Consider the following 12,504-nt stretch of genomic DNA (forward strand, 5'->3'; position numbering starts at 1 on the left):
CCGAAGCGAGCGAGCAGATGGGTGACACCCCTCACCGCTCGGCGCACGCCGGCACCGGCGGGACCCGCGTGGCCACGAGCCACGAGTGGCCCGCCGGTGCCTCGGCGCGTGTGGCCGAGCCCTCCGGCATCCCTGGCATGCCCGACAACGGTCTGGGTGGCGGCGGCGGGCTGCCCCGGGCCCGGGCCTTCGGCGCGGAACGGGCGTTCCGCGGCCTGACCCTGGCCGCCGGCACCACCGTCCTGGTGGTCATCGCGGCCATCGCGATCTTCCTGATCGCCAAGGCCGTGCCGGCCCTCCGGGACAACACCGAGTCCTTCTGGACCTTCGAGGGCTGGTTCCCGAACGACGACCCGCCGAAGTTCGGCATCGGCGCGCTCGCCTTCGGCACCGTGCTCACCGCGCTGCTCGCCCTGCTCATGGCGGTGCCGGTGGCGCTGGGCATCGCCCTCTACCTGTCGCACTACGCCCCGCGCCGGCTGGGCAACGCCCTCGGCTTCCTGATCGACCTGCTGGCCGCCGTGCCCAGCGTGGTCTTCGGGCTCTGGGGCCGCGACTACTTCGCCCAGCCGGTCGCCGACCTGTCGGCCTGGCTGCACCGGTACTTCGGCTGGATCCCGATCTTCGGCGAGGGCCCGTACGGGAACTCGATCCTGCTCGGCTCGGTGGTGCTGGCGATCATGGTGCTGCCCATCGTCACCTCGCTCTCCCGCGAGGTGTTCCGGCAGACCCCGACCGCCAACGAGGAGGCCGCCCTCGCACTGGGCGCCACCCGCTGGGAGATGGTCCGCACCGCCGTCCTGCCCTACGGCCGGCCGGGCGTGATCGCCGCGGTGATGCTGGGCCTCGGCCGGGCGCTCGGCGAGACCATCGCCCTGGCGCTGACCCTCGGCTCCACGTACGCCATCTCGTTCAACGTCCTGCAGAGCGGCGGGAACTCGATCGCCGCGAACATCGCGAACCGGTTCGCCGAGGCGAACGACACCGGCCGGGGCGCGCTGATCGCCTCCGGCCTGGTGCTCTTCGCGATCACGCTGATCGTCAACATCACCGCGCGGGCGATCATCTACCGCCGCCGCGAGTTCACGGAGTCTGCGGCGTGAGCGCGAGGAGTGAGCCGGGGTCGCGAGCCCCGCAGTCGCGAACTGAAGGAAGCCCAGCATGACCTCCACCGTCACCTCCCACCGCCCGCAACCGCCGGCCCAGCCGCTCACGCTGCGGGCCCGGCGACTTCCGGCGTACGCCGCGCCCGTCATCGCCGTCGTGGCCCTGCTGGTCTCGGCCGGCATCGTCTACGGCGCCGGCATCGGCGGTCCCGTCCTGGTCGTGGTCGTCGGCGCGCTGCTCTACCTGGCCGGCCTGTACGCCGCCGCGAACGCGGTGGAGGGCCGCCGGTCCGCCCGCAACCGGACCTGGAGCGCGCTCATCCACTCCGCCTTCGTGCTGGCGGTGCTGCCGCTGGCCTCGGTGGTCTGGACCCTCATCAGCAAGGGCTCCGAGCGGCTCGACGGCAACTTCTTCGGCACCTCGATGAACAACATCGGGGCCCGGGACGCCAACGGCGGCGCGTACCACGCGATCATCGGGACCCTGGAGCAGGTCGGCATCGCCACGCTGATCACCGTCCCGCTCGGCGTGCTCTGCGCGATCTACGTGGTGGAGTACGGCCGAGGCCGGTTCGCCTTCACCATCCGCTTCTTCGTGGACGTGATGACCGGCATCCCGTCGATCGTCACGGGCCTGTTCGTGCTGGCCTTCTGGGTGCTGATCGTGTCGCCGTGGTTCAACGACGGCCGGCCCGGCTTCTCCGGCTTCGCCGCCGCGCTGGCCCTGAGCGTGCTCATGCTGCCGACCGTGGTCCGGTCCACCGAGGAGATGCTCCGCCTCGTGCCGGCCCCACTGCGCGAGGGCGCCTACGCCCTCGGCGTACCGAAGTGGAAGACCATCCTGCGGGTCGTGCTGCCGACCGCGCTGTCCGGCATCGTCACCGGCATCATGCTCGCCATCGCGCGGGCGGCCGGCGAGACGGCGCCGGTGCTGCTCGTGGCCGGCGGCGGCGCCGCGATCAACTTCAACCCGTTCGAGAACAACCAGTCGTCGCTGGCCCTCTTCGTCTACCAGCAGGCCGGCGAGGCCTCGAAGTACTCGCCGGCACGGGCGTGGACCGCGGCGCTGACCCTGGTCGCCCTCGTCCTCCTCCTGACCGTCGCGGCGAAGTTGCTGGCCCGTCGCAACCGGCTCGGCCGATGAACCCCGGAGGTACCACCACCATGGCCAAGCGCATCGAAGCCACCGACGTCTCCGCCTACTACGGCGGGTTCAAGGCGATCGAGAACATCAACCTGACCGTCGAGCCGAAGACGGTCACCGCCCTGATCGGCCCGTCCGGCTGCGGCAAGTCCACCTTCCTGCGGTCGGTCAACCGGATGCACGAGGTGCTCCCCGGTGCCCGGGTCGAGGGCAGCCTGACCATCGACAACCAGGACATCTACGACCGGGACGTCGACGTCACCGCGGTCCGCCGGATGATCGGCATGGTCTTCCAGCGGCCGAACCCGTTCCCCACCATGAGCATCTTCGAGAACGTGGTGGCCGGCCTGCGGCTCAACGGCGTGCGGCGCAAGTCGATCCTGGAGGAGGCCGCCGAGAAGGCGCTCCGCTCGGCGAACCTCTGGGACGAGGTGAAGGACCGGCTCGGCAAGCCGGGTGCCGGCCTCTCCGGCGGTCAGCAGCAGCGGCTCTGCATCGCCCGCACCATCGCCGTCGAGCCGCAGGTGGTGCTGATGGACGAGCCCTGCTCGGCGCTGGACCCGATCTCCACGCTGGCCATCGAGGACCTGATGTTCCAGCTCAAGGACAAGTTCACCATCATCATCGTCACGCACAACATGCAGCAGGCCGCCCGGGTGTCGGACCGGACCGCCTTCTTCTCCATCGAGAAGACCGGCGACCCGGGCCGGCTGATCGAGTACGACAACACCCAGAAGATCTTCAGCAACCCGAGCCAGAAGAAGACCGAGGACTACATCACCGGCCGCTTCGGCTGAGCCGCTGCCGTCCCGGTCCGCGAGGGCCCCGGTCGATCCCGACCGGGGCCCTCGGCGTGTCCGCACACCGGCTCCGCTCAGCGGAGCGCGGCGAAGAGTTCCCGGAGGTCCGCCACCAGCAGGTCGGGTACCTGGTGGGCGGCGAAGTGCCCGCCCCGCTCGTACGTGTGCCAGGAGACGATGTTCTTGTGGTCGCGCTCGGCGAGCGTGCGGATCGACTGGAAGTCCCAGGCGAAGTTGGCCAGGCCGAGCGGCACCGTGCTCGGCTCCGGCACCGCCGCGCCCCGCCCGTTGACCTTCTGCGTCGGGTGCACCGCCTCGGCGTCCTCGTAGTAGTAGCGGGCCGCCGAGGCGGCCGTGTTGGTCAGCCAGTAGATGGTCGTGTTGGTGAGCACGTGGTCGACGTCGATCTGATCCCCCATGAGCTGGCCCAGCCAGCCGAGCAGGCCCACCGGCGAGTCGGCCAGCGCGTGCGCGACGTTCTGCGGCTCGGTCGAGTGCAGCTTGTCGTAGCCGCCCCGCCGCTGCACGAACCAGTCGGCGAACGCCACCTTGCCCCGCTCCTCCTCGCTGAGCGCGGCAAGCTCGGCGGGGTCACCGGACGGCAGGGAGAAGATCTGCGTGACGTGCACCCCCAGGACGTGCTCCGGGTCGGCCCGGCCCACCTCCGGCGAGACGAACGCGCCGAGGTCGTTGCCGGCCGCGCCGTACCGCTCGTAGCCGAGGCGGCGCATCAGCTCGGCCCAGGCGCGGGCCACCCGGTAACGGTTCCAGCCACGCTCCCGGGTCGGCCCGGAGAAGCCGAACCCGGGCACCGACGGGATGACCAGGTGGAAGGCGTCGGCCGGGTCACCGCCGTGCGCCCGCGGGTCGGTCAGCGGACCGATCACGTCCAGCCATTCCGCGACGGTGCCCGGCCAGCCGTGGGTGAGGATCAGCGGGGTGGCGTCCGGCTCGGGCGAGCGGACGTGCAGGAAATGCACCCGCTGCCCGTCGATCTCGGTGGTGAACTGCGGGTACGCGTTGAGCCGCGCCTCCCACTCCCGCCAGTCGTAGGCGGTGCGCCAGCGCTCGGCCAGCCGCCGCACGTAGCTCAGCGGGACGCCGTACTCCCAGCCGGGCGGGATCGGGCCGGCGGGGGCGGCCGGGTCGGGGTCGGCGGGCAGCTCCTCGGCCCAGCGGGTCCGGGCCAGCCGGTCGGCGAGGTCGTCCAGGTCGGCCTGCGGGATGTCGATACGGAACGGGACGATCGCGGTGTTGTCTGCCATGCCCCTGAGCGTAGGAAGTGATTAGGAACGGTCCGTTCCTAATCCGCTGGCAGAATCCAGGAAATGTTGGAGACCTCGGCGCGGCTGCTGCGCCTGCTGTCGCTGTTGCAGACCCCGCGCGACTGGACCGGCGCCGAACTCGCCGAGCGCCTCGCGGTGAGCACCCGCACCGTGCGCAACGACGTGGAGCGGCTGCGCGAGCTCGGCTACCCGGTGCACGGCACCCGGGGCGCGGTCGGCGGCTACCGGCTGGGCGCCGGCGCGGCCCTGCCCCCGCTGCTCCTCGACGACGAGGAGGCGGTGGCGGTGACGGTCGGGCTGCGCACGGCAGCGGGCGGCAGCGTCGCCGGCATCGAGGAGACCTCGCTGCGGGCGCTGGCCAAGCTGGAGCAGGTTCTCCCCCATCGGCTCCGCCGCCGGGTCACCGCCCTGCACACGCACACCGTCCGGGTGCCGCACGACCAGCCCGGCCCGACCGTGGACCCCGGGACGCTCAGCGTGATCGGTGCCGCCTGCCGGGACCGGGAGCGGCTGCGGTTCGACTACGTCCGGCACGACGGGACCGCGGACCGGCGGGACGTCGAGCCGTACCGGCTGGTCAACTGGGGTCGACGCTGGTACCTGGTGGCCTTCGACCCGTCCCGGGACGACTGGCGCACCTTCCGGGTGGACCGGATCAGCCCGCGTACCCCGAGCGGCCCCCGGTTCGCGGCCCGCGAGCTGCCCGGTGACGTGGTGGACCGGGTCCGGCACGGGGTCTCCTCGGCCGCCTGGCGGCACCGGGCGCGGGTCCGGGTGCACGCCCCCGCCGAGGTGGTGGCCGACCGGATCAACCCGGCCGTCGGCATCGTCGAGCCGGCCGGCGACGCGACCTGCCTCCTGCACACCGGCGCCGACCGGCTGGAGACCATCGCGGTCTGGCTCGGCCTGCTCGACCTCGACTTCACCGTCGAGGACCCGCCCGAACTGGCCGACCTCCTGCGTACCCTCGCGGCCCGCTACCTCCGCGCCGCCGGCTGACCCTCAGGAGAGGCGGAAGCGGGGTTCGTCGGCGTCGGAGAGGTCGAGACGGGGGGTGACCGGGGTGCCGGGGTCGCGCTTCGCCGCCGCGCCGGCCACCTCGGCCAGCGGACCCGCGGCGGCCACCTCGGCGAGGGTGACCAGGGTGGGCGGGAGCATGGTCAGCTCACCGGCCTCCGCCCGGGCCAGGGCGTCCGCGGGGCGCAGCCACAGCGTGTGGTCGGCCTCGCCGGAGACGTCCCGGGTCCGCTGCCCCTCCGGCAGCAGGGCGACGAAGAAGTACGTGTCGAAGCGGCGCGGCTCGAACTCCGGGGTGATCCACCGGCTCCACGGCAGCAGCAGGTCGGACCGGAGGGTGAGGCCTTTCCCGGCCAGCAGGTCGGCGAAGCCGGTCCGCCGGGCCACCAGGTCCTGCCGGGCCGCCTCCCAGCCGTCCCCGCTCACGTCGCCCACCACGGTCGCACCGTCCGGGCCGGCCAGCAGCACGCCCGCCTCCTCGAAGACCTCCCGGGCGGCGGCGCAGACCACCGCCTGCGCGGCGGCCGGGTCGAGGCGGAGCCGCTCGCCCCATCCGGCGGGCGTCGGGCCGGCCCAGTCCAGGTGGGCCTGCGAGTCGGAGCGGTCCACGCCGCCGCCGGGGAAGGCGTACATCCCGCCGAACGTCATCGCGGCCACCCGGCGGATCAGGTACACCTCGAAGTCGGCGCCGGCCGGGCGGAGCAGCAGCACGGTGGCGGCGACTCGGGGCACCGCCGGCACACCGCCCTCGGTGCGGAACCGGCGGGCGTGCTCCACCAGGGCGGGGGGTGCGGCGAAGCCGTCGATCGTCATGACCCGAGCCTAGTTCCCGCCCGGTGGATCATGCTTTCGGCAGCGCGGCGCCGGCGCCCGATCCGGCCGCTGCGGACCCACCCTTCCCGCAACCGGATGCCGTCGACAGGCGCCTCCGATCTTGGACAGTTGTCGTTCGCCACGAACGGAAAATGTCCAAGATCTCGCCGGCGGGGCGGTGCGGGGCACCCGCGGAGAGCGGGCTGACGGGGCTGCGCCCACCGGCGTCGCATGGCAGGGTCGTGGCCCATGATCGATGAGTTCGCGAAAGAGTATCTGCACCACGACCTGCGCCAGATCCGCGAGACGATGCTGTGGAAGCTTGACGGGTTGCCCGAGTACGACGTACGCCGCCCCCTGACCGCGACGGGAACCAACCTTCTCGGCCTGGTCAAGCACCTGTCGATCTGTGAGGCCAGGTACTTCGGCGAGGTCTTCGACCGGCCGTTCCCCGAGCCCCTGCCCCGGTGGGACGACCCCGCCGAAGAGGACACCGACATGTGGGCGAGCGAGCACGAGACGCGCGAGGAGATCATCGACCGCTACCGGCGTGTGTGGGAGCACTCGGACGCGACGATCGGCGCCCTGGCCATCGACTCGCCCGGCCATGTGCCCTGGTGGCCACGCCCCGACGTGAAGCTGTTCAACATTCTGGTTCACATGCTCACCGAGACGAGCCGGCACGCCGGACACGCCGACATCCTGCGTGAACAGCTCGACGGCTCCACGGGGGCGGCGGCCGAATACGCGCACCTGGAACCCGACAGGGCGACCTGGGCGGCGCGGCGCGCGACGATCGAGCGGGCCGCCAGAGCAGCCACCGCCGGCGCACAGCACTGAGCTTTCCCGGCGGGTGGATCTTCGTCCCGATGGTCCGACGGTCCGGGATAGCGTGCCGGCATGACGCGTTGGGGAATCCTGGCCACCGGAAACATCGCCGCCCGCTTCGCCGAGGACCTGCGGCTGGTGCCGGGGGCCGAGTTGGTGGCGGTCGGCTCGCGTACCCGGGAGAGCGCCGAGCTGTTCGCCCGGCGGCACGACATCCCCCGGGCGTACGCCTCCTGGGCGGAACTGGCCACGGACCCGGACGTGGACGTCGTCTACGTCGCCACCCCGCACGCCGCGCACCACGAGGCGGCCCTCACCTGCCTGGCCGGCGACAAGGCCGTGCTGGTGGAGAAGCCCTGCACGCTCGACCTGGCCACCACCACGGAGCTGGTGGAGACGGCCCGCGCCCGCGGCCTCTTCCTCATGGAGGCCATGTGGATGCGGACCAACCCGCTGATCCGGCGTGTGCTGGAGTTGATCGCGGAGGGCGCGATCGGCGAGGTGACCCACGTCCGGGCGGACTTCGGCGCGGCCGGGCCGTTCCCGCCGGAGCACCGGATGCGGGCCCGGACGCTGGGTGGCGGCGCCCTTCTCGACCTCGGGGTCTACCCGCTGAGCCTGGCCCACCTGCTGCTCGGCGTGCCGCAGCAGGTGCACGCCTGGGCGAAGCTGAGCCCGGAGGACGTGGACGAGAACACCGGCATCGTCCTCGGCTGGGATTCCGGGGCGGTGGCCACGCTGAGCTGCGGGATGGTCGGGGCCACCGCGATCACCGCCGCGATCACCGGCACGACCGGCCGGATCGACCTGCCGGAGCCGTTCTACCGGCCCGGCGCCGCCGTGCTGCACCGGCTTGGCGCGGAGCCGGAGACCGTCCCCGCCGACCTGACCGGCGGCGGCTACCAGTACGAGGCGATCGAGGTGCAGCGCTGCCTGGCGGCCGGGCTGATCGAGAGCCCGCTGGTGCCGCACGCCGCCACCCTTGAGGTGATGGGCCTGCTGGACGACATCAAGGACCGGATCGGCGTCACCTACGCGTGAGGGGTCCCCCGCCACGGCGGGGGACCCTTCGACGTCAGTCGCTCAGAACAGGGGGCGGACCAGCAGGTACGCCAGGCAGGCGATGGCCGCGGAGGCCGGGAACGTGATGATCCAGGCGATCACGATGTTGCCGGCCACGTTCCAGCGGACCGCGGAGAGCCGCTTGGTCGCGCCGACACCCATGATCGCCGAGGTGATCGTGTGGGTGGTGGAGATCGGGGCCTTCAGCACCAGGGCGTTGAAGTAGAGCACGGCGCTGGCCACGGTCTCGGCGGCGAAGCCCTCGGGCGGGCCCAAGTCGATGATCTTCCGGCCCAGGGTCCGGATGATCCGCCAGCCGCCCGCGTAGGTGCCGGCCGCCAGCATGGCCGCCGAGGTCCAGAACACCCACTGCGGGATGTGGGTCTTGTTGTCCTGGTAGCCGCCCGTGTAGAGGGCCAGCACGATGATGCCCATGGTCTTCGCGGCGTCCTGCATGCCGTGGCCGACCGACATGGCGGCGGCGGAGGCGGTCTGCGCCCAGCGGAAGCCCCGGTTGAGCTTGCCGGGCTGCCCCTTCCGGAACAGCCACAGGATGCCCAGCATCACCAGGAAGCCGAGGATCAGGCCGACCACCGGCGACAGCACCATCGGGATGAGGACCTTCTCGACGATGTTGCCCCACTGCACGACGCCGTCGGCAGCGAAGAGGGTCGCCCCGACGAGGCCGCCGAAGAGGGCGTGCGAGGAGGAGGACGGCAGGCCGAAGTACCAGGTGATCAGGTTCCAGGCGATCGCGCCGAGCACGCCGGCGAAGACCACCCCCAGGCTGGCCACCCCGGGCGGCAGGGTGACCAGGCCGTCGCCGACCGTCTTGGCCACCCCGGCGCCGAAGTGCGCGCCGACGAAGTTGCCGACGGCGGCCAGCGCGAGGGCGATCCGGGGGGTCAGCGCCCGGGTGGACACGCTGGTGGCGATCGCGTTCGCCGCGTCATGGAAACCGTTCGTGTAGTCGAACGCCATGGCGACCACGATCACCGCCAGCACGGCGATGAGTTCGGGGGTCACGGGATCAGGACTCCTTGACCGCGATGGTCTCGACGGTGTTGGCGACGTGCTCGAAGGCGTCGCAGGCGGCCTCCAGCTCGTCGGCCACCTCCTTCATCTTCAGCACCGTGAGCGCGTCGTACTCACCGCTGAAGAGGCGGACCAGCAGCATCCGGTACGCCTGGTCACCGTCGTTCTCGAGGCGGTTGCACTCGATCCAGTAGTCCTCGAGATCCTTCATCGACTTCAGCCGGGGCATCGCCTCGGCGGTCAGCTTGGCCTGCTGGTCGAGGACGTTCACCAGCTCGTGCATCTCGCGCGGCAGCGACGGCAGCTTCGTCAGGCCGTAGAGGTAGAGCAGGTTGCCGACCGCCTCCAGGTGGTCCATCACGTCGTCGAGCAGCGAGCCCAGACGGTAGATGTCCTCCCGGTCGAACGGGGTGATGAAGGTAGAGTTGATCTTCTTGTAGAGCGCGTGGGTGATCTGGTCGCTGTCGTGCTCGACCTCGGTGAGCCGCTCGCTCACCGACTGGATCTCAACATCCGGCAGGCCCAGCTCGTTGAGCAGCTCGGTCCCCTTCACCAGGTTCTGCGCGGCCCTGGTGAAGAGCTCGTAGAAGGCGCCCTCGGTGGGACGGAAGGAAAACTTCACAGCACGGACCTCGTCGTGTCGGTGGAAGGGTGGCCGTCGCCCCGGAAGGCGTCTGCTCTGCGCATGCTAGGTACCCCGTGGAACCGGGCAGTCGCCGGCCCACCCCTGGTCAGGCCCGATTCACCGCTCGTTCACCTGCCGTTCACCTTGCCCGTCCCGCCCTCGCTCCGCAGCCGGTCCCGCTCCCGCGCGATGTCGAAATCGGCAGGCGGATACCCGAGATCCAACCCGTCGAACGTCTCCCGGAGCAGGTGCGCCACCGCCCAGTCGCGGTACCACTTCCGGTCCGCCGGCACCACGAACCAGGGCGCGACGTCCGGGCCGCACCGCTCGATAGCCTCGGCGTACGCGGCCTGGTAGTCGTCCCAGCGGGCCCGGGTGTCCAGGTCGCTCGGGTTGTACTTCCAGTATTTCGTCGGGTCGGTGAGCCGCTCCATCAGCCGCTCGCCCTGCTCGGCACGCGAGATGTGCAGCATGACCTTGACCACGGTGATCCCGTTGCCGGCCAGCTCCCGCTCGAAGTCGTTGATCAGGTCGTAGCGGCCCCGCCAGGTCGCCTCGTCGACCAGGCCCTCGACCCGGGCGATCAGCACGTCCTCGTAGTGCGAGCGGTTGAAGACGCCCACGTAGCCGGGGGGCGGGAGGGCGCGGCGGATCCGCCAGAGGAAGTCGTGTCGCCGCTCCTCCTCGGTCGGCGGGCCGAACGAGCGGATGTGCAGGCCGAGCGGGTTCATGGCGCCGGCCACCCGCTTGACCGTGCCGTCCTTGCCACCGCAGTCCATGGCCTGGAGCACCAGCAGCACCCGGCGCGGCCGATCCCCGGCCAGGTGGGCGCCGGCCTGGGTGGGGGCGCTGGTCGCGCTGTCCGGGCCGGCGGCGCCCTTCGCGGACGCGTACAGCATCTCCTGCTGCCGGCCGAGCTCCGCGCCGAGCAGCTCGACCTGCCCGCGCGCCCACTGCTTGCGCCCCTTGCCGTGCCCGGCCGCCGCGGGCAGCCCCGGGGTCGACCGGGGATCCACCGCCGCCAGGTCCACCGCGCCGGGGCCGGCCCGGAGCAGTTCCCGCATCGACCCGCCCTCGGGCCGCACCACGTCGTCGACACCGCTCATCCCACGATCCTCACCCACCCCGCCCGCCCCCGCCTCCCGAGCGATGTCACGGCGGGGGGCGGCGGAGCATCCACAGGTACGGGGAGAATGGAGCCCCGGGCGGGAGGAGCGCGACGTGCACGAGCGGGCGGCGGAGTTCGAGGCGGAACGCGGGCACCTGCTGGCGGTCGCGCAGCGGATGCTGGGCAGCCGGAGCGAGGCCGAGGACGCGGTCCAGGAGACCTGGCTGCGCTACGCGGGCGCGCTCGGCGCCCCGGCCGCCCGCGAACAGATCCGTGACCTGCGCGGCTGGCTCACCACCACCTGCTCGCGGATCTGCCTGGACGTGCTCCGGTCGGCCCGGGTGCGCCGCGAGGCGTACCCCGGTCAGTGGCTGCCGGAGCCGGTGGTGAGCGCGGCGCCGACGGCGGACGGGTTCGCCCCCGACCCGGCCGAGCGGGCGGTCCGGGCCGACCAGCTCGGCACCGCCCTGCTGGTGGTGCTGGAGCGGCTGACCCCAGAGCAGCGGGTGGCGTTCGTGCTGCACGACGTCTTCGCCGTGCCGTTCGCCACGGTCGCCGAGGTGCTCGGCACCACTCCGGCGGCGGCCCGGCAGCTCGCCTCGCGCGGTCGCCGCGCGATCACGGCGCCGGACGTCCCCCGGCACACGGCCGACCTGGCCGAGCAGCACAAGGTGCTCGCCGCGTTCGTGGCGGCGGTCGAGTCCGGCGAGCTGGACCGGCTGGTCGAGGTGCTCGCCCCGGACGTCGTGGTGATCGGCGACAGCGGCGGGCACTTCCCGGCCGCCCGCCGGCCGGTGGTCGGCGCCGAGCTGGCGGGCCGGTTCATCCTCGGCCTCTTCGGTCAGGCCGCCCGCTGGGGCGGCCCGCTGCACGCCCGCCCGGTGCTGGTCGACGGCGCGCTGGGCTGGCAGGCGGAGACGGCGTTCCGGGACGGGCGGCCGCTGCGGATAATCACCTCGTTCGCCGTGCACGAGGGGCGGATCACCGGCGTGTTCAACCAGCTCAACCCCGAGAAGGTCGCCCACCTGGACGGGGTGGGGGCCGACGAGGACTGGCCGCCGCGCTACTGAGGCCGGCTCAGACCACCAGGGCCAGCCACTTCCGGTAGGAGGTGGCGAACGGCTCGGTGCCGTCGTCGAGCGCGCCGAGCAGCCAGCGGGCCGCGGCCTCGGCCTCGGCCACCACGTCGTCGGGGTAACCCCAGCGGGCGCGGTGCTCGGCGAACTCGTCCTCGTCGCGCAGCTCGACCAGGCCGGTCTCCCGCCGGCGCACCACGTCCAGGTCGAGGTCGACCAGGTGGACCGTCTCCTCACCCTCCCAGCTGGCCGGGGTGGCGATGTCGCAGTAGACCTCGCTCGTGCGCGGGGGCGGGTTGAACATGCCGGTCCACCAGGCCTGGCGGGGCACCAGCAGGACGAACGGAATCCGCTCCACGGAGGGCCGGCCGTGGTAGACCGACTCGGTGCCGGCCGGCACGCCCAGCCAGACACCGAGGTCGTCCTCGGCGAGGCGGCGGGCCGGGTAGTCGCGGTGGGCGCTGCCGTCGTACTTGCGGTAGATCACGCGGACCACGTCGCTCGGCATGACTGGCACCCTAACCGATTCCGGCCACGCGACGCGATCGGCAGGTAACCGGACGCGACCTGCCGGCCACGCCACGCGGCGGAGCGACCCGCCCCC

Annotated in this window: 13 protein-coding genes; 7 read left to right on the top strand and 6 right to left on the bottom strand. The window is 72.3% G+C overall.

The features are described from left to right. Positions 1 to 17: 17 nt before the first annotated feature. Genes pstC through pstB form a run of 3 tightly spaced genes read left to right on the top strand, consistent with a single transcriptional unit; the run spans position 18 to position 3,047 of the window. The gene (pstC, locus tag ACFYPD_RS03935) at positions 18 to 1,103 is read left to right on the top strand and encodes a phosphate ABC transporter permease subunit PstC (protein ID WP_387108491.1); all 1,086 of its coding nucleotides are present in this window, start codon (positions 18 to 20) and stop codon (positions 1,101 to 1,103) included. A gap of 58 nt (positions 1,104 to 1,161) precedes the next feature. Beyond that, entirely contained in the window at positions 1,162 to 2,250 is a 1,089-nt protein-coding gene (gene pstA, locus ACFYPD_RS03940) for a phosphate ABC transporter permease PstA (RefSeq protein ID WP_387108494.1), read from the top strand. Positions 2,251 to 2,270: 20 nt separating this feature from the next. After that, on the top strand, positions 2,271 to 3,047 hold the full coding sequence (gene pstB / locus ACFYPD_RS03945) for a phosphate ABC transporter ATP-binding protein PstB (RefSeq protein ID WP_387108497.1): 777 nt from the start codon (positions 2,271 to 2,273) through the stop codon (positions 3,045 to 3,047). 77 nt (positions 3,048 to 3,124) lie between these two features. Here pstB and ACFYPD_RS03950 read toward each other — a convergent pair whose 3' ends face one another. Then, positions 3,125 to 4,315 (bottom strand): epoxide hydrolase family protein, encoded by a 1,191-nt coding sequence (locus ACFYPD_RS03950; RefSeq protein WP_387108500.1) that lies wholly within the window; start codon positions 4,313 to 4,315, stop codon positions 3,125 to 3,127. Between the two features lie 63 nt (positions 4,316 to 4,378). On the opposite strand from ACFYPD_RS03950, the gene ACFYPD_RS03955 reads away from it, so the two are divergent. Next, entirely contained in the window at positions 4,379 to 5,335 is a 957-nt protein-coding gene (locus ACFYPD_RS03955) for a helix-turn-helix transcriptional regulator (protein WP_387108503.1), read from the top strand. A gap of 3 nt (positions 5,336 to 5,338) precedes the next feature. On the opposite strand, the gene ACFYPD_RS03960 is transcribed toward ACFYPD_RS03955, so the two are convergent. Further along, positions 5,339 to 6,166 carry an NUDIX hydrolase gene (locus tag ACFYPD_RS03960; protein WP_387108505.1) on the bottom strand — a complete coding sequence of 276 codons (828 nt, stop codon included), beginning with the start codon at positions 6,164 to 6,166 and terminating at the stop codon, positions 5,339 to 5,341. 249 nt (positions 6,167 to 6,415) lie between these two features. Between ACFYPD_RS03960 and ACFYPD_RS03965 the strand changes: the two genes are divergently transcribed. Both ACFYPD_RS03965 and ACFYPD_RS03970 read left to right on the top strand, forming a co-directional pair. Further along, positions 6,416 to 7,006 (top strand): DinB family protein, encoded by a 591-nt coding sequence (locus ACFYPD_RS03965; protein WP_387108507.1) that lies wholly within the window; start codon positions 6,416 to 6,418, stop codon positions 7,004 to 7,006. 60 nt (positions 7,007 to 7,066) lie between these two features. Next, positions 7,067 to 8,035 (top strand): Gfo/Idh/MocA family protein, encoded by a 969-nt coding sequence (locus ACFYPD_RS03970; RefSeq protein WP_387108509.1) that lies wholly within the window; start codon positions 7,067 to 7,069, stop codon positions 8,033 to 8,035. 42 nt (positions 8,036 to 8,077) lie between these two features. Here the strand turns inward: ACFYPD_RS03970 and ACFYPD_RS03975 are convergent, their stop codons facing one another. The 3 genes from ACFYPD_RS03975 to ACFYPD_RS03985 all read right to left on the bottom strand — a co-directional run bounded on the left by ACFYPD_RS03975 (position 8,078) and on the right by ACFYPD_RS03985 (position 10,822). After that, a complete protein-coding gene (locus ACFYPD_RS03975; RefSeq protein ID WP_355664483.1) occupies positions 8,078 to 9,082 on the bottom strand; it encodes an inorganic phosphate transporter in 1,005 nt (334 codons plus the stop codon). 4 nt (positions 9,083 to 9,086) lie between these two features. Beyond that, positions 9,087 to 9,713, bottom strand: coding sequence for a DUF47 domain-containing protein (locus tag ACFYPD_RS03980; protein WP_387108511.1), 627 nt, complete (start codon positions 9,711 to 9,713; stop codon positions 9,087 to 9,089). Positions 9,714 to 9,844: 131 nt separating this feature from the next. Further along, positions 9,845 to 10,822 carry a PPK2 family polyphosphate kinase gene (locus ACFYPD_RS03985; protein WP_387108513.1) on the bottom strand — a complete coding sequence of 326 codons (978 nt, stop codon included), beginning with the start codon at positions 10,820 to 10,822 and terminating at the stop codon, positions 9,845 to 9,847. A 115-nt stretch (positions 10,823 to 10,937) separates the two neighbouring features. Between ACFYPD_RS03985 and sigJ the strand changes: the two genes are divergently transcribed. Beyond that, positions 10,938 to 11,894 carry an RNA polymerase sigma factor SigJ gene (gene sigJ / locus ACFYPD_RS03990; protein WP_387108515.1) on the top strand — a complete coding sequence of 319 codons (957 nt, stop codon included), beginning with the start codon at positions 10,938 to 10,940 and terminating at the stop codon, positions 11,892 to 11,894. Positions 11,895 to 11,901: 7 nt separating this feature from the next. Here the strand turns inward: sigJ and ACFYPD_RS03995 are convergent, their stop codons facing one another. Next, positions 11,902 to 12,408 (bottom strand): DUF402 domain-containing protein, encoded by a 507-nt coding sequence (locus ACFYPD_RS03995; RefSeq protein WP_387108518.1) that lies wholly within the window; start codon positions 12,406 to 12,408, stop codon positions 11,902 to 11,904. Positions 12,409 to 12,504: the final 96 nt, after the last annotated feature.

The organism is Micromonospora sp. NPDC005299 (assembly GCF_042872345.1).
In the GTDB taxonomy this organism is placed as follows: domain Bacteria; phylum Actinomycetota; class Actinomycetes; order Mycobacteriales; family Micromonosporaceae; genus Micromonospora.

Bases quoted from the DNA above. Each gene is read 5' to 3' on its own strand.
- pstC (WP_387108491.1), top strand. From the start codon at position 18: ATGGGTGACACCCCTCACCGCTCGGCGCACGCCGGCACCGGCGGGACC.
- pstA (WP_387108494.1), top strand. From the start codon at position 1,162: ATGACCTCCACCGTCACCTCCCACCGCCCGCAACCGCCGGCCCAGCCG.
- pstB (WP_387108497.1), top strand. From the start codon at position 2,271: ATGGCCAAGCGCATCGAAGCCACCGACGTCTCCGCCTACTACGGCGGG.
- ACFYPD_RS03950 (WP_387108500.1), bottom strand. From the start codon at position 4,315: ATGGCAGACAACACCGCGATCGTCCCGTTCCGTATCGACATCCCGCAG.
- ACFYPD_RS03955 (WP_387108503.1), top strand. From the start codon at position 4,379: ATGTTGGAGACCTCGGCGCGGCTGCTGCGCCTGCTGTCGCTGTTGCAG.
- ACFYPD_RS03960 (WP_387108505.1), bottom strand. From the start codon at position 6,166: ATGACGATCGACGGCTTCGCCGCACCCCCCGCCCTGGTGGAGCACGCC.
- ACFYPD_RS03965 (WP_387108507.1), top strand. From the start codon at position 6,416: ATGATCGATGAGTTCGCGAAAGAGTATCTGCACCACGACCTGCGCCAG.
- ACFYPD_RS03970 (WP_387108509.1), top strand. From the start codon at position 7,067: ATGACGCGTTGGGGAATCCTGGCCACCGGAAACATCGCCGCCCGCTTC.
- ACFYPD_RS03985 (WP_387108513.1), bottom strand. From the start codon at position 10,822: ATGAGCGGTGTCGACGACGTGGTGCGGCCCGAGGGCGGGTCGATGCGG.
- ACFYPD_RS03995 (WP_387108518.1), bottom strand. From the start codon at position 12,408: ATGCCGAGCGACGTGGTCCGCGTGATCTACCGCAAGTACGACGGCAGC.